This window comes from Achromobacter insolitus, assembly GCF_002209555.1.
GTDB classification, from domain to species: Bacteria; Pseudomonadota; Gammaproteobacteria; order Burkholderiales; family Burkholderiaceae_B; genus Achromobacter; species Achromobacter insolitus.
Genome location: NZ_NJIF01000005.1, coordinates 60,229 through 78,695, shown reverse-complemented (window position 1 = coordinate 78,695; position 18,467 = coordinate 60,229). Strand labels below are relative to the sequence as shown.

The following is an 18,467-nucleotide window of genomic DNA, read 5'->3' as shown; positions in this document are numbered from 1 at the left end:
GTCTGTTGTTGTAGTGAGTACCGGTACCGCCGGCCTTGGGGTCGCCCCGTCCGGCCACTTCAATAACCCAGTTTGTGCGGCAGCCACAGCGCCAGTTGCGGAAACACCAGCACCGCGACCAGCACCAGGAACATCGCGCCCAGCAGCCACACGACCCAGCGCACGGTGGACTCCATCGGCACGCGGGCGATGCGGCAGGACACCATCAGGTTCACGGCCAGCGGCGGGGTGAACTGCCCCAGCGCCACCTTCAAGGTCAGGATCACGCCGAACCACACGGGGTCCCAGCCATAGGCGTTGGCGATCGGCATGAGCAGCGGCACGAAGATCAGGAAGATCGAAATCCCGTCCAGGAACATGCCCACGGTCATCAGCAGCAGGATCAGGAGCGCCAGCACGCCCCATTCGCCCAGTCCGGAATTGACGATGGCATGGGTGATGGGATCGATCACGCTCAGCGTGGACAGGGCCCAGGCGAAGATGCCGGCCAGCGTCACGACCAGCATGATGACGGCGGACAGCTCCGCGGCTTCGCGCAGGATGGTGTACAGGTCGCGCAGCTTGATGGTGCGGTGGATGCACATGCCCACGAACAGGCCGTAGAACACGGCGACCACGGCGGCTTCGGTGGGCGTGAACCAGCCCATGCGCATGCCGCCCAGTATCAGCACCGGCGCGGCCAGGCCCCAGGACGCTTCGCGCAGGCTGGCCCAGAACGGCGGGCGGGGCAGGTGGGCTTCAAGCGCGCCCATCTTGTGCTTGCGCGCCAGCCAGACCGCCGGAACGATGAGGGCAATGCCGGCCAGGATGCCGGGGACCATGCCGGCGGCAAAGAGCGCGGGCACCGAGGCGCCAGGCACCAGCACCGAATAGATGATGAAGGCCACCGACGGCGGGATCAGGATGTCCGTGGCCGCGCCCGCCGCCACCACGGCGGCCGAGAAAGAACCGGGGTAGCCGGCGCGCGACATGGCGGCAATCATCACCGCGCCCACCGCGGCTGCGCAGGCCGGGCCAGAACCCGAGATGCCGCCCAGGAACATGGCCACCGCGATCGACACCAGGGGCAGCATGCCCGGGCCGCGTCCGACGATGGCGATGGCGAAGTCCACCAGCCGCTTGGCCACGCCCGAGCGGTCGAATATCGAGCCGACCAGCACGAACATGGGGATGGCCAGCAACGGATACTTGGCCAGGCCGGCATAGAAGTTCTGGGGTACGGTCAGCAGGCCATACCAGGGCGTGTCCAGGTTGGACAACACGATGGCCACGGTCCCGCCCAGGCCCAGGGCCACGCCGACCGGCACGCCGATCAGCATCAGGACGATGAAGACAATGAAGAGGATGGCGGCGATCATTGCTGATCCTGCCCGGCGGCGCCCGCGCTCCTGGCGATGCGGCGCAGCGAGCCGATGGTGCGCAACGAAATCGCCGCGGCCATGACGGGCAGCCAGATCGAATACCACCAGGTCGGCACGCCGATGGCGGGGGACGTCTCTTCGTAGATGTACTCGTCGGCCACCAGCTTCACCGACAACACCGTCAGCAGCAGGAAGAAGGCCAGCACGCAGCCATTGGAGATCAGCGCCATGATGCGCTGGCGGCGCGGCGAGCCGGAGTCCGCCAGGATCTCGATGCGGATATGGTGGTTGCGCACGAAGGCGACGCTGCCCCCGGCCATGGTCAGCACGATCAGCAGGAATACCGAGATCTCTTCTGTCCAGGCGAAGGACTGGTCGGTGAAGTAGCGCACCAGCACGTTCAGGAAGGTAATGATTGCCAGGGTCGCCAGCAGAATCACGGCCAGCCAGTCCTCGATGGCCAGCGGCACTTTGACTGCGGGATCTGCTTCGGCGGGAATGATCGGTTCGACAGGCTCGGCGGGGGCTTCGGGGCGGGACATGTGAGGCAACGGCCAGCGCGCGGGTAGGCGCTATTCATTTATGGGGTCGCTGCATCCTACCGTTGCGGCGTGAGGCCGGTAGTTCGTGTTTTCCCGTGGTGCGGGATGGCTGCAACATGCTGCGACGCAGCATAAATTCCTGGCCCGGCCGGTAAACGCAGCGGGGAAAAATTCGCAGCGCCGCGGAGTTGCTGCGGATGTTGCTATGCACCATTGCGGTGCGAGGCGGTCGGAATTCTTTTGTAACAATGGCCGAAATGGCCATGTCCGGCATTGATCGAACAACGTCTCCGGGAAAACCCCCTAAACAGGTAAAATCACTTTTTGCTCTCCTCTCTTTATACGGCGCCCGCATCGTGTCCCTAGTTCAGCATCTGCCTGGTTCCTCCGTCCTGTCCTCCTTCCGTCGCGATCGCCTCCTGGCGCAATTGAAGGAAGCCGGCCTGCCGGTGGCCGACATATCCGCCCGCTACGAGCACTTCGTCAGCACCGACGCGGCCCTGACGGCCGAACAACAGCAGCAGCTGGTCCAACTGCTTGACTACGGCACTCCCGCCACCGGCGAAGCGCCGGCCAAGAGCATTTCCCTGCTGGTGATCCCGCGGCTGGGCACGATTTCGCCGTGGGCCAGCAAGGCCACCGACATCGCCCACAACTGTGGCCTGTCGTCCGTGCACCGCATCGAGCGCGGCGTGCGCTACGTGATCACTCCCGAGCGCGGCCTGCTGGGCGCCAAGACTTTCGACGACGCCATGCTGGCGCGCGCGGCAGACTGCCTGCACGACCGCATGACCGAAACCGTGGTGGATGCCGGCTTCGATGGCCAGGCGCTGTTCCAGCCGCTGGCCGGCAAGCCCATGCGCACGGTCGACGTGCAGGCGCGCGGCGCGGCAGCCCTGGTCGAGGCCAACATCACGCTGGGCCTGGCACTGTCCGAAGACGAAATCGAATACCTGGCCAAGTCGTTCACCGACCTGGGCCGCGATCCCACCGACGTGGAACTGATGATGTTCGCCCAGGCCAACAGCGAACATTGCCGCCACAAGATCTTCAACGCCCAGTGGGTGATCGACGGACAGGAACAGCCCAATACGCTGTTCGGCATGATCCGCGCCACCCACAAGGCGCAGCCCGCGGGCACCGTGGTCGCCTATTCGGACAACGCCGCCATCATGGAAGGCGGCCCCGCGCAGCGCTTTCAGGCTGGCGTGCCGGGCGTGACGGGCGAGGGCGTCGATGGCGCCAAGTACATCCGCCGCGACACGACCGTGCATACGCTCATGAAGGTGGAAACCCACAATCACCCGACCGCGATCGCGCCGTTCCCTGGCGCCTCGACGGGCGCGGGCGGCGAAATCCGCGACGAAGGCGCGACCGGCCGCGGCTCCAAGCCCAAGGCCGGCCTGACCGGCTTCACCGTGTCGCACCTGCGCTTTGACGATGCCCTGCAGCCCTGGGAAGCCGACCACCACGGCCTGCCCGAGCGCATCGCCTCGCCGCTGTCCATCATGATCGACGGACCCATCGGCGGCGCGGCCTTCAACAATGAATTCGGTCGCCCCAACCTGTTGGGCTATTTCCGTTCGTTCGAGCAGACCGCCGGCGGCACGCGCTGGGGCTATCACAAGCCCATCATGATCGCGGGCGGCCTGGGCAGCATCGATGCCGGCCTGACCCACAAAGACGTGATTCCGCCGGGCGCGCTGCTGATCCAGCTGGGCGGCCCGGGCTTCCGCATCGGCATGGGCGGTGGCGCCGCCTCCAGCATCAGCATGGGCAGCAATTCGGCCGAACTCGACTTCGATTCCGTCCAGCGCGGCAACCCCGAAATCGAGCGTCGCGCCCAGGAGGTCATCGACCGCTGCTGGCAGCAGGCCGAGAACAATCCCATCATCGCGATCCACGACGTGGGCGCGGGCGGCCTGTCCAACGCCTTCCCCGAACTGGTGAACGACGCCGGCCGCGGCGCCATCTTCGACCTGAAGCGCGTGCCGCTGGAAGAATCGGGCCTGTCGCCCGCCGAAATCTGGAGCAACGAGTCCCAGGAACGCTATGTCCTGTCGATCCTGCCCAAGGACCTCGAACGCTTCGACGCCATTGCCCGCCGCGAACGCTGCCCCTATGCGGTGGTCGGCGTGGCCACCGAAGAACGCCAATTGCGCGTGGTGGACGGCGAGGGCTTGCCTGGCCTGGACACGATCCGTCCGCAAGGCGAGGCCGAAGTGCGGCCCGTGGACGTGCCGATCGACGTCATCCTGGGCAAGCCGCCGCGCATGACCCGTGACGTCACGCGCCTGCCCGGCGTGTCCGCGCCGCTGGACCTGGCCGGCATCGACCTGACCGAAGCCGCTTACCGCGTGCTGCGTCACCCCACGGTGGCCAACAAGTCCTTCCTCATCACCATCGGCGACCGCACCGTTGGCGGGCTGTCCAGCCGCGACCAGATGGTTGGCCCGTGGCAGGTACCGGTGGCGGATTGCGCCGTGACCCTGGCCGACTACGAAGGCTTCCGCGGCGAAGCGATGTCCATGGGCGAACGCACGCCGATCGCCATGCTGGACGCGCCGGCATCCGGCCGCATGGCCGTGGCCGAAGCCCTGACCAACCTGGCCGCCGCCGACGTGGCGCGCCTGGAAGACATCAAGCTGTCGGCCAACTGGATGGCCGCCTGCGGCGTGGCCGGACAAGACGCCGCGCTGTACGACACCGTGTCGGCGGTCAGCGAACTGTGCCAGGCCACTGGCCTGTCGATTCCTGTGGGCAAGGATTCCCTGTCCATGAAGACCTCCTGGGAACAGGAAGGCGAACAGCGCCAGGTGGTCGCGCCGGTGTCCCTGATCGTCACCGCCTTCGCGCCAGTGGCGGACGTGCGCGCCAGCCTGACTCCGCAGTTGCGCTCCGACGCCGGCGACAGCGTCCTGATCCTGATCGACCTGGGCCGCGGCCGCCATCGCATGGGCGGCTCGATCCTGGCGCAAGCCTATAACCAGGTCGGCGAAACCGTGCCGGACATCGACGCACCGCAAGACCTGCGCGCCTTCTTCGTCACCATCCGCACCCTGGCCGAGGCCGGCACCATCCTGGCCTACCATGACCGTTCCGACGGCGGCTTGTTCGCGACCCTGGCCGAAATGGCTTTCGCCGGCCGCACCGGCATCTCGGTCAACCTGGACATGCTGACCTTCGATCCGCAATCGGCGGATTGGGGCGACTACAAGATCCGTCCCGAACAGGTCGCGGTTCAACGCGAGGAATTGACCCTCAAGGCCTTGTTCTCCGAAGAAGCCGGCGCCGTCATCCAGGTGCCTGCGTCGCAGCGCGACGCGGTCATGCAGGTCCTGCGCGGGGCGGGCCTGTCGGCGCACTCGCACGTCATCGGCGGTTTGAATGGCGCGGACGAAGTCGAGTTCTACCGCGACGGCAAGAAGGTCTGGGGCCAGCCGCGCGCCGAACTGGGCCGCGCCTGGAGCGAAGTGTCCTATCGCATCATGTCTCGCCGCGACAATCCTGCCTGCGCGCAAGCCGAGCTGGACGTCTGGAACGACACCACGGATCCGGGCATGAGCCCCAACGTGGACTTCGATCCCCAGGAGGACGTGGCCGCGCCTTTCATCAACACCGGCAAGCGTCCGCGCGTGGCGATCCTGCGCGAGCAGGGCTGCAACAGCCAGGTGGAAATGGGCTGGGCTTTCGACACCGCGGGCTTCGAGGCTATCGACGTGCACATGACCGACCTGCTGTCCGGTCGCGTGGACCTTGCGCAGGTGCAGGGCCTGGTCGCCGTGGGGGGCTTCAGCTACGGCGACGTGCTGGGCGCCGGCGAAGGCTGGGCGCGCACCATCCGCTTCAACAGCAAGCTGTCGGACCAGTTTGCCGCCTACTTCGCGCGCCCCGATACTTTCGCGCTGGGCGTGTGCAATGGCTGCCAGATGATGGCCGCGCTGGCGCCGATGATCCCCGGCGCCGAATTCTGGCCGCGCTTCACGCGCAACCAGTCGGAAAAATACGAAGCCCGCCTGGCCATGATTGAAGTAGCCAAGTCGCCGTCGATCTTCTTTGCCGGCATGGAAGGCGCGCGCATTCCGGTCGCCGTGGCGCACGGCGAAGGCTATGCGGACTTCTCGCAGCAAGGCGACGCCAGCCGCCTCCTGGCTGCGGCGCGTTATATCGACAACCGCGGTCAGGCTACCGAAGCCTACCCCTTCAACCCGAATGGCAGCCCCGGCGGCCTGACGGCCGTCACCACTGCCGACGGCCGCTTCACGGTCATGATGCCGCACCCGGAACGCGTGACGCGCAATGTCATGATGTCGTGGGCGCCCGAGAAGTGGGGCAATGCGGATACGGGCGGCGCGTTCAGCCCGTGGATGCGTATCTTCCGCAACGCGCGCGTCTGGCTGAAGTAAGCGGGATCAGGCGCCACGCTTTGCATGGGCGCACATATGCCCCACCGGTTGCCGGTGGGGCATTTTTCATGCGCGACGTATTCAGAACTGGTATTTCACGCGGCCGATGACACTGCGCCGGCTCCCCGGGTAGCAATCGCTCAGGTCGGAGCAAGTTGCCAGGTATTCCTTGTCGAACAGATTGGTGGCGTTGACCGACAGGGTCAGGTGCTTGTCCACCGCGTAGGACACGCCCGCATCGACCAGCGTGCGGCCGTCGATCTTCAGCGTATTGGCGTTGTCGCCGTAGGTCGAGCCCACGTAGCGCACGCCCGCGCCCAGGCTCAGCCCGGCCAGCGCGCTGTTGCGCACTGTGTAGTTCAGCCAGCCCGAGGCGCTGTGCTCCGGCACCAGCGCAGGACGGTTGCCTTCAGTGCCGTTGTTGGCGCGGGTGATCCGGGCGCGCACGTAGGTGTAGGACCCGGTGAAGTCCCAGCCGTCGCCCAGGCTGAACTTGCCTTCCAGTTCCACGCCGCGTGATTGCACCTCGCCCGAAGCGACCTGGAATCCGGGGTTTTGCAGATCATTGGTTAGCACGTTGCTTTTTTTGATGTCGAAGACCGCCAGCGTGTAGAGCGCATTCGACCCGGGAGGCTGGAACTTGATGCCGCCTTCCCACTGGCGGCCGCGCGAAGGCGCAAACGTTGAACTGCCATTGGCGGGCGCCGAGGTTCCGGTGTTGGGCAGGAAGGACTGGGCGAAGCTGACGTAGGGCGCGACGCCGTTGGGCATGACGTAGTTCACGCCAGCGCGGCCGCTGAAGCGGCTGCCGCTCTGGTCGGTGTCGCTGTTCAGTATCCGGTTTTCCGTCTTCTGGCTGTACCAGTCGTAGCGGCCGCCCAGGGTCAGCACCCAGCGCTCATCGAAGCGGATCTGATCCTGCAGATAGAGGCCGGTCTGGTGCGTGCGTTCCAGGTAATTGGCCAGTGGGACGGTCGGGGTCGGCACGTCCACGCCATAGACCGGATCGAAGGGGTTCAGGCTCGGCGCCGGCCCCATGGTGCGCGACACGTCCGCGCTGCTACGGTTGAAGTCCAGGCCCAGCAGCACCGTATGGGAGAGCGGACCCGTGCGCAGGTCGAGCTGCGCCTGGTTGTCCAGCGCCAGCGCGGTCATGCTTTCGTCGTAGCGGCGCGCGGTACGGGCAATTCCAGTGGGAGTCAGGCCGGCCAGGAACAGGTTGTCCAGGATTGAATCGACGCGCCCGTAGCGCAGGTTCTGCCGTACCTGCAATGTATCGTTGAAGCGATGTTCGAACAGGTAGCCGATGCTCTTCTGGTCCTGGTCGTAGCGGTTGAAGTTGGGATCGCCGTTGCGCAGATTAGTTGGCTTGCCGTTGACAGTGACCGTGCCGATGGTGCCGCCAGAACGGTCGCGCAGGTACTCCGTCAGCAGTGTGAAGTGGGTTGCGGCGGAAGGCGCCCAGGTCAGCGAGGGCGCGAGGAATAGGCGGTCATCGGAAATGCGGTCACCGTTCGGGTAGGTGAATTGCGTGTTGGCGTCGCGCGCCACGCCGATGACGCGATACAGCAGGGTGCCGTCTTCGGTCGCGGGACCGGTCAGGTCGACCGCGGCCTGCTTGCGCTGGTAGCTGCCGTACTCCAGCTCGGCTTCATAGTGGGGCGTGGCCGATGGCAGCTTGCTGACGCGGTTGATGACGCCGCCCGCGTCGCCTTGGCCATACAGCACGGAGGAGGGGCCGCGCAGGACTTCGATGCGGTCGAGGGCGTAGGGCTCGCTGCGAAAGAGCGTGTAGCCGGAAGTGGCTTGCCGCAAGCCGTCCTTGTAGTCGCTGGTGGCCTGGGCGTTGAAGCCGCGCAGCATTACCCAGTCGAACCCCTTGGGATCGACGCCGTAGGTTTCCACCGTTACGCCGGGCACATAGCGCAGCACTTCGGTCACGCTCTGCGCGTTCTGAGCTTCCATCTGGGCGCGGGTCACGACGGAGATCGATTGAGGCACTTCCAGGATGGGCGTATCCGTCTTAGTGCCGGCACGGGTTTCCTCCGCAACGTAGCTGTCCGGCGCCACGCCCGAGGCGCGGACGGTGACCGGCTCCAGCGTGGAAACCCCGCCCGTGCCCGGCGGCAGCGGACGCAATACGTAGCCGCCGTCCTCCAGGCGAGCCGCGAGGCCGCTGCCCGCGAGGATGGCGGCGTAGCCGGAGTTCAGGCCATAGGTCCCGCGCAGGCCGGGGCTGCGCAGGCCGGCGGTCAGTGCGCCGTCGATGGTGATGGTCACGCCCGCCTGCTGGGCGTAGGCGTTCAACACCTGGTCCAGCGGGCCGGCCGGGATGTCATAGCGCTTGGCCGCCCGCTCCTGGGGCGCAGGGGCGCCAGGTCCCGCAGCCAAGGCGGCGGGGGGCGCGGCAAGCGCCAGGGCGGTCAGGGCCAGGGCCAGGGCCAGCGTGCTGCGGGCGGCCTTAGGGGTGGAGCGGGCGTGCATGTGGGGGTTCCTCGTTGCGGACGTGAATGCTGCGGGTATGCAGGTATCCCGAACGAGAAAGAAAAAGTGCTACGGTTTTCGCGGAATTTTTTTTCCGGGCTTTGGGGGGAGCGGGCTATCTGGGCTCTATCACCACCCAGTATCCGGTGTAGCGGGACACGCGCAGGGGCAGGACTCTTGCAAGGGAACTCAGAATCCGGTCGGTATCGTCCAGTGAGTACACGCCCGAGACGATCAGGTCCGCCACGCGCGGATCGCAACGGATGACGCCGCGCCGGTGACGTCCGACCTGATCCAGGAAGTCGGCCAGCCGCAGGCGTTCCGCCACCAACTGGCCGCGCAGCCAGCCCGGGGACTGTTGCGGCGAGTCCGGCATGCGTTCGGCGGCCATGGGGGTAAATGCGGCGGACTGGCCCGCGTCCAAGCGCAGGGCGCGGCCCTGGGAGGGCTGGATCTCGACCGCGCCCTCATATACCCCGACGCGTATCCGGTCGCGTTGGTGTTCCACGCTGAACCGGGTGCCCAGCGCCTGCACCTCGCCGTAGGCGGTCGTGACAAAGAAGGGGCGGCCCGCGGCGGCGGGCCCATGACCCGTCTCGATGTAGGCGTCGCCGCGCCGCAAGACCAGACGGCGCGCATCGGCAGAGTAGGCCAGGTCTACCGCGCTATCCCCGTTCAGCGTGAGGCGGGTGCCGTCCTCCAGCGCGATCTCGCGCCGTTCGCCTACCGCGCTGCGGTAGTCCGCAATGTAGGCGGGCCAGGGCAGTCGATGCGCCGCCAGGCCCGCCGTGCCGACGCCCAGCGCCGCCCAGCCCATCAGGCGCAGCGCCTTGCGACGGGCCGCCTGCCGGCCGGAACGGGCCAGGGCCTGGGCCGAGGCTTCGGGCGATACGTCCGTCAACCGGGCATCGATGCGCTGTACCTGCTGCCAGGCGCGTTCGTGATCGGGGTGGGCCGCGCGCCAGCGCTGCCAGGCGGCCCGTTCATCGGCGCTGGCTTCACCGGACCACAGGATGACCAGCCATTCCAAGCCCTGCGCGAGTATCGGTTCGGGGATGTCCCCGTGCCTGGCGCTCACAGCACGGCCAGACAGGCTTGGGCGGCACGCAACATGTGCTTGCGCACCAGCGCTACAGACACGCCCAGGCTTTGCGCGATGTCGGAATAGGTCCGACCTTCGAAGCGGGACAGGATGAAGACCTGGCGCGCGCGGGCGGGCAAGGCGTCCAGTGCGGCATCCACGGCCGTCAGTGTTTCCAGCGCCAGCGCGCGTTCCTCGGCGGAAGGCATGTGCGCCTCGGGCAGGCGGGCCAGAGCGTCCAGATAGGCGGTTTCCAACGCGCGGCGGCGGAACAGGTCCACCACCAGGCCCTTGGCGATCTGGGCAAGAAAAGCGCGGGCTTGTCCGGTTTCGGGCAGGCGACCGGAGTTCAGCAACCGTTCATAGGTGTCGTGCGACAGGTCCGCGGCGTCATGCGCGCAGCCCAGCCGCCGTCGCAGCCATCCCGCCAGCCATCCGTGATGGTCTCGGTAGAGCGTGTTCAAGGTGTGCGCCGTGGGCTGGGTTGCCGCCGTCACGATGGGTTCTCGTTAGGTCCAAAGATTGCAAATGATAATCGTTGTTAATTGTATTGGACAAGCGGGCTCGGACGGAAAAGCAGCCATGCAATCAACTGAGATATTTAACTTTTCATTGCGTCGTGTCGTAAAGCACACGTAGCCGCAATACGCAACCCGGAGTGACCCTTATGTTCAAGAATCTCAGCATTCGCGCGGTCTTGACGACCGCATTAGCCGTTTTCTTCGCGCTTTTCCTGCTGACTGGCATTGCCGTCCACCAGCAGCTGACTTCCAACCGCAATTCCATCGAAGTACTGTTGGACACCAATCTGGTGCGCGCCAACGCCGTGAACGGCGCCGGCACCGAATTGCTGCGCGCCCGCCTGGTGCTGCTGGCGGCCCAGACCGCGCTGATGGAAGGCAAGAGCCTCGACAACCTGGCCAGCATGCAGCGCCTGGACGGCTATACCAAAAAGGCCGGCGAACTGATCCAGCTGGTGCGCCAGACGCCGGAAACCTCGGCGCAGGGCAAGCCGCTGCTGGACGCTGCGCTCGCTGCCTACGACGTCTATCAGCGTGACGCCATCGTGCCGATGATCGCGGCGATTCGCGCGGGCAATGCACAGGAGTCCAACCGTCTCAACCTCGAAAAAGTGACCCCGCTGGGCCTGACGTTTACCGCCGCCATCCAGAAGTACGTGGACTACGCCGACGAGGTCGGCCAGCGCGTGGCCCGCGAGGCTTCCGCCCGCATCAATGGCGCCATCGCGCTGCTGATCGGCCTGCTGATAGTCGTGGCCGTGCTGGTGGTGGGGCTGTACGCGGTGTTCGGCCGCTCCGTGTTCCGTCCGCTGCATGAAGCGGGCCGCCTGTTCGACCGCATTGCCGGCGGCGACCTGACCAACCGCATCGAACAACGCGGCAACAACGAAATCGGCGTGCTGTATGCCGCCGTCAAGCGCATGCAGGAGAGCCTGGCCCGCACCGTGTCGGCGGTGCGCCTGGGCGTGGAAGAAATCCACACGGGCGCGCGCGAGATTGCCGCTGGCAACATCGACCTGTCTTCGCGTACCGAACAGCAAGCCGCCTCGCTGGAAGAAACCGCTGCCAGCATGGACGAATTGTCTTCCACGGTGCGCAACAACGCGGAAAGCTCGCGCAGCGCCTCGGAACTCGCCGTGGCAGCCTCCGAAGTGGCCACGCGCGGCGGCCAGGCCGTGGGCGATGTGGTCGGCACGATGCGCGGCATTGCCGACAGCTCCAACCGCATCGCCGACATCGTGGGCGTGATCGACGGCATTGCCTTCCAGACCAACATCCTGGCGCTGAACGCGGCGGTGGAAGCGGCGCGGGCAGGCGAGCAGGGCAAGGGCTTCGCGGTCGTCGCCAGCGAAGTGCGCGCCCTGGCGCAGCGCAGCGCTGCCGCCGCCAAGGAGATCAAGGGCCTGATCGACGACTCCGTGCAGAAGGTGTCGGTGGGTTCGGACCAGGTGGAAGCCGCCGGCGCCACCATGCAGGAAATCGTGGTTTCGGTGCGCCGGGTGACGGACATCATCAACGAAATTTCCAGCGCGTCTGAAGAACAGTCGCAGGGCATCCAGCAGGTCAACCAGGCCGTGTCGCAGATGGACAGTGTGACGCAGCAGAACGCCGCGCTGGTCGAAGAGGCCGCGGCGTCCGCGGCGTCGCTGGAAACCCAGGCGCAGCGCTTGCGCGAAGCGGTGGCCGTGTTCAAGCTGCAGACCGGCCGCGTGATCGACGCCGAGGCGCCCGCCGTGGGCCGCAACGGCGAACCGGCCTTGCTGGGCGCCTGATCGCGACCCTGATCGCGACCCTGATCGCGGCCCTATAGCGGCTGGCCCGGACACGGCCGGCCGCAAGCGGGAACAATGCCCCCAACGCGTCTGCGGTTGGGGGCATTGTTTTTGGGCCAGATGCCCGGGCCCGGGGCGGCACCCTTTTCCATTGCCGATAACAATCAGGGACAAAAGATGCCAGTCGTGCCGCGCAGGCATAAAATAGCAGATTGCCTATCCCCCCCTCCGCACACAGGATCCCGCGCCATGAACGCACGCATCCCCGAAGACGCTCTTCCTCCCACCCTGGACCCCAAGGCCTTGCAGGCGTTCGTGGACGAAAAATGGGACAACGAGATCATCCCGGCGCTGACCGACTACATCGCCATCCCGGCCAAGAGCCCGGCTTTTGACGCGGACTGGGAGAAGAATGCCTTCATCGAGCGCGTGGTGCGCGACGCCGCGCAATGGGTCGAAGCGCAAAAGGTCTCGGGCCTGAAGCTGGAAGTGGTGCGCCTGCCGGGCCGCACGCCCGTCATTTTCTTTGACGCGCCCGCCACCCGCAGCGACAACGGCGACACCGTGCTGCTGTACGGCCACCTGGACAAGCAACCCGAATTCTCCGGCTGGCGCGCCGGCCTGGGCCCCTGGACCCCCAAGCTGGAAGACGGCAAGCTGTACGGCCGTGGCGGCGCGGACGACGGCTACGCCGTGTACGCCTCGCTGACCGCCATCATGGCGCTGGACAAGCAGGGCATTCCGCGGCCGCGCTGCGTGGGCATCGTCGAAACCTGTGAGGAATCCGGCAGCTACGACCTGCTGCCCTACGTGGACGCGCTGCGCGACCGACTGGGCAACGTGGCCCTGGTGGTGTGCCTGGATTCGGGCGCCGGCAACTACGACCAGCTCTGGATGACGACCTCGCTGCGCGGCATGGTGTCGGGCACGCTGGAAGTACAAGTGCTGGACGAAGGCGTGCACTCGGGCGACTCCAGCGGCGTGGTGCCGTCGTCGTTCCGTATCCTGCGCCATCTGCTGGACCGCCTCGAAGACAGCGGCACCGGCCGCCTGTTGCCGCAAAGCCTGCATTGCGAAATCCCCGCGGAACGCATTGAGCAAGTGCACGCGACCGCGCGCATCCTGGGCGATGAGGTCTGGCGCCGTTTCCCCTGGAGCTGCGGCGCCGACGGCGGCTTCGTGCTGCCCATGACGACCGAACCCGAACAGGCTTTGCTGAACCGCACCTGGCGTCCGACCCTGTCCGTGACCGGCGCGGAAGGCCTGCCGCCGCTGTCCAGCGCCGGCAACGTGCTGCGTCCGCGCACCGCTTTCAAGTTGTCGCTGCGCCTGCCGCCGCTGGTGGATGCCGTGGCTGCCTCGCAGGAAATCAAGGCGTTGCTGGAGGCCGACGCGCCCTACAACGCCAAGGTGATCTTCAAGGCCAACGAAGGCGCCGCCACCGGCTGGAACGCCCCGGCCTCCGCGCCCTGGTTGACCCAGGCGCTGGATGCCGCCTCGCAGCAGTACTACGGCGCGTCCTGCGGCTACATCGGCCAGGGCGGCACCATCCCGCTCATGAGCATTCTGCAGAAGGGCTTCCCCAAGGCCCAGTTCATGGTCTGCGGCGTGTTGGGCCCCAAGTCCAACGCCCACGGCCCCAATGAATTCCTGCACGTGCCCTACGGCAAGAAGCTGACCGCGGCAGTGGCCCAGACCATGGCGGCAATGCCGGCATGATTTCCACTTCCGATGCCTACGCCAACGTGGTCGCCGAGACCAAGCATTGGCTGAACCAGGCCGTGATCGGCCTGAACCTCTGTCCCTTCGCCAAGGCGGTGCAGGTCAAGGACCAGATCCGCTTTGCCGTCAGTGACGCCACCGACGCCGAAGGCGTGCTTACCGACCTGCAGGACGAGCTGGCGCTGCTGGCCGAGGCCGATCCGGAGCAGATCGACACCACGTTGCTGATCATCCCGGACGCGCTGGACGACTTCCTGGAGTTCAACGACTTCGAAGACCTGTCGGACCGCCTGCTCAAGCGCATGCGCCTGGTGGGCGAGCTGCAGGTCGCCACCTTCCATCCGCACTTCCAGTTCGCGGACACGCAGCCGGACGATATCGACAACTACACGAACCGTTCGCCGTATCCCATCCTGCACCTGTTGCGCGAGGACAGTATCGATCGCGCGGTGGAGTCCTTCCCGGACGCAGCTGAAATCTATGAAAAGAACATCGACACGATGAGGCGCCTGGGGCTGGAAGGGTGGAAGAAACTGATGACCAAGGCCTGAGCCCCTGCGCTTCATCGGATCGCATACCAAATACCGCGACATAAATACCGCAGGGCGAAATCCCCGAGCTGCCTTCCATGCAAGGCCTCGGGATATCCCTAGATAGCCGGTCCGCGGTATTGCATACAACATACTGACGCCGTGACAGCTCGCCGTAAGGTGAGCGGCGCGCGTCCTTTCCCTTCGATTGCTTTGCCCCGTGGCCTTTCCCGGGCGCGGGGGCGTTGTCCTTGCCTGGAGAGTTGTATGCGATTCACCCGCCGCCATGCCCTGGGCGCGCTTGCCGCGCTACCCCTGATCTCGCGTCCCGCCTGGGCCCAGAACACCTTCCCGACGCGTCCCGTGCGCCTGCTGGTGGGCTTTGCCCCCGGCGGCTTGACCGACATTGCGGCGCGCGCCTTGGCCGAGCGCATGGGCAAGACGCTCAAGCAGAGCGTGATCGTGGAAAACCGCCCCGGCGGCCAGGCCATCATTGCCACGGTGGCGGTGGCGCGCGCGGAGCCCGATGGGTACACACTGGGCTTCGCCGGCACCAACGGCATGATCCTGAACCCCTTGCTCTACAACAACCTGCCTTACCAGCCGTCCGACTTCAAGCAGCTGGGCTCCATGGGCAAGTCGCCCATGCTGTTGATCGTGCACCCCGACCTGGGCGTGAAAAACGTGCAGGAGTTCATCGCGCTGGCCAAGAAGAAGCCCGGGGACATCACCTGCGCGCATGCGGGGCGAGGGGTGATCAATCACCTGGCGCTGTTGCATTTCCAGTCCAAGACCGGCACGCAGTTCCAGGATGTGCCCTACAAGGGCAGCGGCCCTGCGTTGCTGGACCTGATGGCAGGCACGGTGCAGAGCACCTTCGACTTTCCGACTTCGGCAATGCCCAACATCAAGTCGGGCAAGTTGCAGGTGCTGGCGGTCACATCGGACAAGCGCCTGTCCAGCCTGCCGGACGTGCCCACCATGAAGGAAGCCGGGCTGGATGGCTTCGAGCTCTACACCCGCATGATGATCTCCGGTCCGGCCGCGATGCCCGCGCCCGTGGTCGCCGCGCTGGAGAACGCAGTGCGCGAAGGCACGCGTGATCCCAGCCTGGTTCAGCAGTTCGCGGACCAGGGCGTGACCGTGGAGTTCACGTCCTCGGCCGATCTGGACAAGGTCATTGCGGATGAATCCGCCATGTGGGCCCAGGTCATCAAGGCCAACGGCGTGCCCAAGACCGACCTGAAGAGCTAAGGAGCCATCGTGGCAGAACAACCCAGCATTACCGTCACGCCGGAACGCGCCCTGATCGACGTGGCGCGCGAGATCCGCGTGAGCGGATTTCCGGCCTACGCTTTCATCACCGTGACGGCCAGCATGACCATGTGCGGCGCGCCGTGGCGATCGCAAGCCGTGTTCGTGGCTGGCCACGACGGCGCCCTGGACCTGGCCCGCGATTGCCCCGTGTCCGGCAGCTACGCGGAGCCCTCGGCCATGGGCATCGTCTGGTCCATGGCGTGCGAGGACGTCGCCAGCGTGGTGTTTCCGCCGGACCGCACCGAGCCGCTTGCCATCCGCATCGAAGCCAGCGATGGCCGCCAGACTGCCGCGGCAACCCTGGTGCAGGAGTTCCAGGCGGAGGGCGTGACCCACCGCGCCGTGCGCGAGCAGGTCGGCGGCATGACCGTGTCGGGCGAACTCTACACGCCAGCCGGTCCCGGCCCGCATCCGCTGGTGATCTACATGAATGGCTCGTCAGGCGGCGTCAACGCGCCCCGCGCCGCGCTTTTCGCGTCCCGCGGCTACCAGTGCCTGGCGCTGGCCATCTTCAACTACGAGGGTCGTCCCAAGTATCTGAACGACATGCCGCTGGAGTACTTCGAGCATGCGCTGCGCTGGGCGCGCGCCGAGCTCGCGCCGCGCGACGGCTTCGTAGCGCTGTCCGGCATCAGCCGCGGCGGCGAGACCTCGCTGCTGGTGGCTTCGCATTATCCGGATCTGGTCAGCGCGGTGGTCGCCTACGTGCCGTCGCCCGTCATGCACGGGGTGGTCAGCGCGGGGGCGCCCGGCACCGGCCGCGACGCGCAGGTCTGGACCAAGGCCGGCGCACCCCTGCCGCACCTGTGGCAGGACAACGCCAGCGCCAACTGGGACGCGGCCTATGCGTCTCAGCCGCCGTATCGTCAGACGCACGCCTTTCTCAGCGCCACGCGCGACAGCGCGGCGTTTGAGCGGGCCCGCATCCCGGTCGAGAACTATCCCGGTCCCGTCATGCTGGTCAGCGCATCCGATGATGGCTTCTGGCCCAGCACCGCGTACTCGGAAATTGTCATGCGCCGTCGGCAGGCCCATGGCCTGCCGACGTTCCACCACGTTTGCATGGGCGCTGGCCACCATGTGCACTATCCCTGCCTGCCCGCCACGCTGATCAGCAAGCCGCACGCGATGTCCGGCCTGCTGCTGGACGCGGGCGGAACGCCCAGCGCGAACGCGGCAGGCAATGAAGGATCCTATCTGGCGGTGCTGGATTTCCTGGGCAGGGTGGGAGGCGTGGCCAGATAGGCCTTGGGCGGGCGGCCAGGCGGGCGTCCGTTGCCCGGCACGCCCGCTTCATCCGTTGCGCAGTTTCTGTTCCGACACGAATGCCGACCAGCGCTGCAGCTCGCCCCGTATCAGCCCCGCGAATTCGGCCGGGCTGTTGGCCTGGGCGGCCTCCATGCCCAGGCCGGCCAGCCGTTCGCGCACGCCGGCGTCGGCCAGGATGGCCGTCATGGCGCCGTTCCACTTGGCGACCAGCTCTGGCGGCGTGCCTGCGGGCGCGACGATGCCTTCCCACTCCTTCAGGTCGAACGCGGGCACCCCGGCCTCGGCCAAGGTGGGCACACCGGGCAGGGCGTCCATGCGGCCGTCGCGCGTGACCGCCAGGGCGCGCAGCTTGCCGGACTGCGCCAGCGGCACGGCGACGGACGCGGTGGCGAACATGGTCTGCACATAGCCGCCCATGAGCGCCTGCGCCGCTTCGGCGGGGCCCTTGAAGGGCACGTGCAGCATGTCTATCCCCGCCGCCTGGCAAAAGGCCGCGCCCAGCAGATGGGCGGGTGAGCCGTTGCCGCCTGAACCGTAGCTGAGCTTGCCGGGCTGGCGCCTGGCCTGCTCGACCAGGCTGCGGACGTCGGCATAGTCGCTGCCTGGCGCGACGAGCAAGGCGTTGTACAGCCACACCAGGTTGGCGATCGGCGCGAAATCGCCGTCGGTGCGATAAGACACCTTGCCGAACAGCGCGGGCAGCACGGTGTGGGTCAGGAACATGATGCCCACGGTGTAGCCGTCCGGGGCGCTGCGGGCGACTGCGTCCAGGCCGATCATGCCGGTCGCGCCCGGCCGGTTCTCGACGACCACCGGCTGCCCCCACAGGCGCTGCAGCCTTTCCGCGATGACGCGCGCCAGCACGTCGGGAGGGCTGGCCGCGGGCAGCGGCACGATGATGCGCAGCGGTTTGTCCGGGTACGCGGCCCTGGCGGACCACGGCAGGGTACAGGCGAGGGCGGCGGACAGGCCCTTGAGTAGCGTGCGGCGGCGCATGGTTCAGGCCGCGGACGAAACAGGCGGCATGAAGATCACGTCGTATTCCGGCGCCACGGCCACCACCTCCGCCGGACTCGACATATTGTGGATGCGGCGGTAAAGCTCAAGCAGCTTGCCTGCGGGCGCCGCCCAGAACAGCGCGGTGGCGGGAACGCCGGAATTGTTGAAGAAGGCATGCGGCACGCCGCGGGGCATGCGCACCAGATCGCCCGGGCCGGCAGAGGTTTTCCTGCCGTCCAGCAGCAGGTCGATGCGGCCGTGCAGCACGAAGATGTACTCGTCCTGGTTGGGGTGCACGTGCGGTGGCACGAAGGACTCTTCGGGAAAAGTGGCGTGCCAGGAAATGCTGTCCAGGCTGACTTGCTTGGGCACGTATACCTGGCCCAGGATGTTCCAGGAGACGCCGTCCAGGCCGGCGTGCGCGCGGGTGATGTCTGGGGTTTCGAGAATCATGCTGCACTCC

At 66.7% G+C, this 18,467-nt stretch carries 13 protein-coding genes; 6 read left to right on the top strand and 7 right to left on the bottom strand.

Translation table 11 applies throughout. The features are described 5' to 3' along the window. Window positions 1–59: 59 nt before the first annotated feature. Together CEY08_RS18120 and CEY08_RS18115 are read right to left on the bottom strand one after the other, a co-directional pair. Window positions 60–1,358: a TRAP transporter large permease gene (locus CEY08_RS18120; RefSeq protein ID WP_042794008.1), complete on the bottom strand. Its 1,299-nt coding sequence runs from the start codon at window positions 1,356–1,358 to the stop codon at window positions 60–62. Then, entirely contained in the window at window positions 1,355–1,903 is a 549-nt protein-coding gene (locus CEY08_RS18115) for a TRAP transporter small permease (protein ID WP_042794007.1), read from the bottom strand. The genes CEY08_RS18120 and CEY08_RS18115 overlap by 4 nt, the downstream gene beginning before the upstream one ends. Window positions 1,904–2,259: 356 nt before the next feature. On the opposite strand from CEY08_RS18115, the gene purL reads away from it, so the two are divergent. Next, entirely contained in the window at window positions 2,260–6,309 is a 4,050-nt protein-coding gene (gene purL / locus CEY08_RS18110; RefSeq protein WP_076814182.1) for a phosphoribosylformylglycinamidine synthase, read from the top strand. 81 nt (window positions 6,310–6,390) lie between these two features. On the opposite strand, the gene CEY08_RS18105 is transcribed toward purL, so the two are convergent. The 3 genes from CEY08_RS18105 to CEY08_RS18095 all read right to left on the bottom strand — a co-directional run bounded on the left by CEY08_RS18105 (window position 6,391) and on the right by CEY08_RS18095 (window position 10,371). Continuing rightward, window positions 6,391–8,793 carry a TonB-dependent siderophore receptor gene (locus tag CEY08_RS18105; protein ID WP_076814180.1) on the bottom strand — a complete coding sequence of 801 codons (2,403 nt, stop codon included), beginning with the start codon at window positions 8,791–8,793 and terminating at the stop codon, window positions 6,391–6,393. Between the two features lie 115 nt (window positions 8,794–8,908). Then, a complete protein-coding gene (locus CEY08_RS18100; RefSeq protein ID WP_232033843.1) occupies window positions 8,909–9,871 on the bottom strand; it encodes a FecR family protein in 963 nt (320 codons plus the stop codon). Further along, window positions 9,868–10,371: a sigma-70 family RNA polymerase sigma factor gene (locus tag CEY08_RS18095; protein ID WP_042794004.1), complete on the bottom strand. Its 504-nt coding sequence runs from the start codon at window positions 10,369–10,371 to the stop codon at window positions 9,868–9,870. Before CEY08_RS18095 ends, CEY08_RS18100 begins: the two co-directional genes overlap by 4 nt. Window positions 10,372–10,541: 170 nt before the next feature. Between CEY08_RS18095 and CEY08_RS18090 the strand changes: the two genes are divergently transcribed. The 5 genes from CEY08_RS18090 (at window position 10,542) to CEY08_RS18070 (ending at window position 16,981) form a co-directional block, all read left to right on the top strand. Then, window positions 10,542–12,167, top strand: a complete 1,626-nt coding sequence (locus CEY08_RS18090; RefSeq protein WP_063642475.1) for a methyl-accepting chemotaxis protein — start codon at window positions 10,542–10,544, stop codon at window positions 12,165–12,167. Window positions 12,168–12,416: 249 nt separating this feature from the next. Continuing rightward, window positions 12,417–13,886: a M20 family metallopeptidase gene (locus tag CEY08_RS18085; RefSeq protein ID WP_063642476.1), complete on the top strand. Its 1,470-nt coding sequence runs from the start codon at window positions 12,417–12,419 to the stop codon at window positions 13,884–13,886. Continuing rightward, window positions 13,883–14,440, top strand: coding sequence for a DUF1415 domain-containing protein (locus CEY08_RS18080; RefSeq protein WP_063642477.1), 558 nt, complete (start codon window positions 13,883–13,885; stop codon window positions 14,438–14,440). The genes CEY08_RS18085 and CEY08_RS18080 overlap by 4 nt, the downstream gene beginning before the upstream one ends. A 246-nt stretch (window positions 14,441–14,686) precedes the next feature. Next, window positions 14,687–15,673, top strand: a complete 987-nt coding sequence (locus CEY08_RS18075) for a Bug family tripartite tricarboxylate transporter substrate binding protein (RefSeq protein ID WP_042793999.1) — start codon at window positions 14,687–14,689, stop codon at window positions 15,671–15,673. Window positions 15,674–15,682: 9 nt separating this feature from the next. Beyond that, window positions 15,683–16,981, top strand: coding sequence for an acyl-CoA thioester hydrolase/BAAT C-terminal domain-containing protein (locus tag CEY08_RS18070; protein ID WP_063642479.1), 1,299 nt, complete (start codon window positions 15,683–15,685; stop codon window positions 16,979–16,981). A 48-nt stretch (window positions 16,982–17,029) separates the two neighbouring features. Here CEY08_RS18070 and CEY08_RS18065 read toward each other — a convergent pair whose 3' ends face one another. Together CEY08_RS18065 and CEY08_RS18060 are read right to left on the bottom strand one after the other, a co-directional pair. Beyond that, a complete protein-coding gene (locus tag CEY08_RS18065) occupies window positions 17,030–18,001 on the bottom strand; it encodes a Bug family tripartite tricarboxylate transporter substrate binding protein (protein ID WP_063642480.1) in 972 nt (323 codons plus the stop codon). 3 nt (window positions 18,002–18,004) lie between these two features. Next, window positions 18,005–18,457 (bottom strand): cupin domain-containing protein, encoded by a 453-nt coding sequence (locus CEY08_RS18060; protein ID WP_042793996.1) that lies wholly within the window; start codon window positions 18,455–18,457, stop codon window positions 18,005–18,007. Window positions 18,458–18,467: the final 10 nt, after the last annotated feature.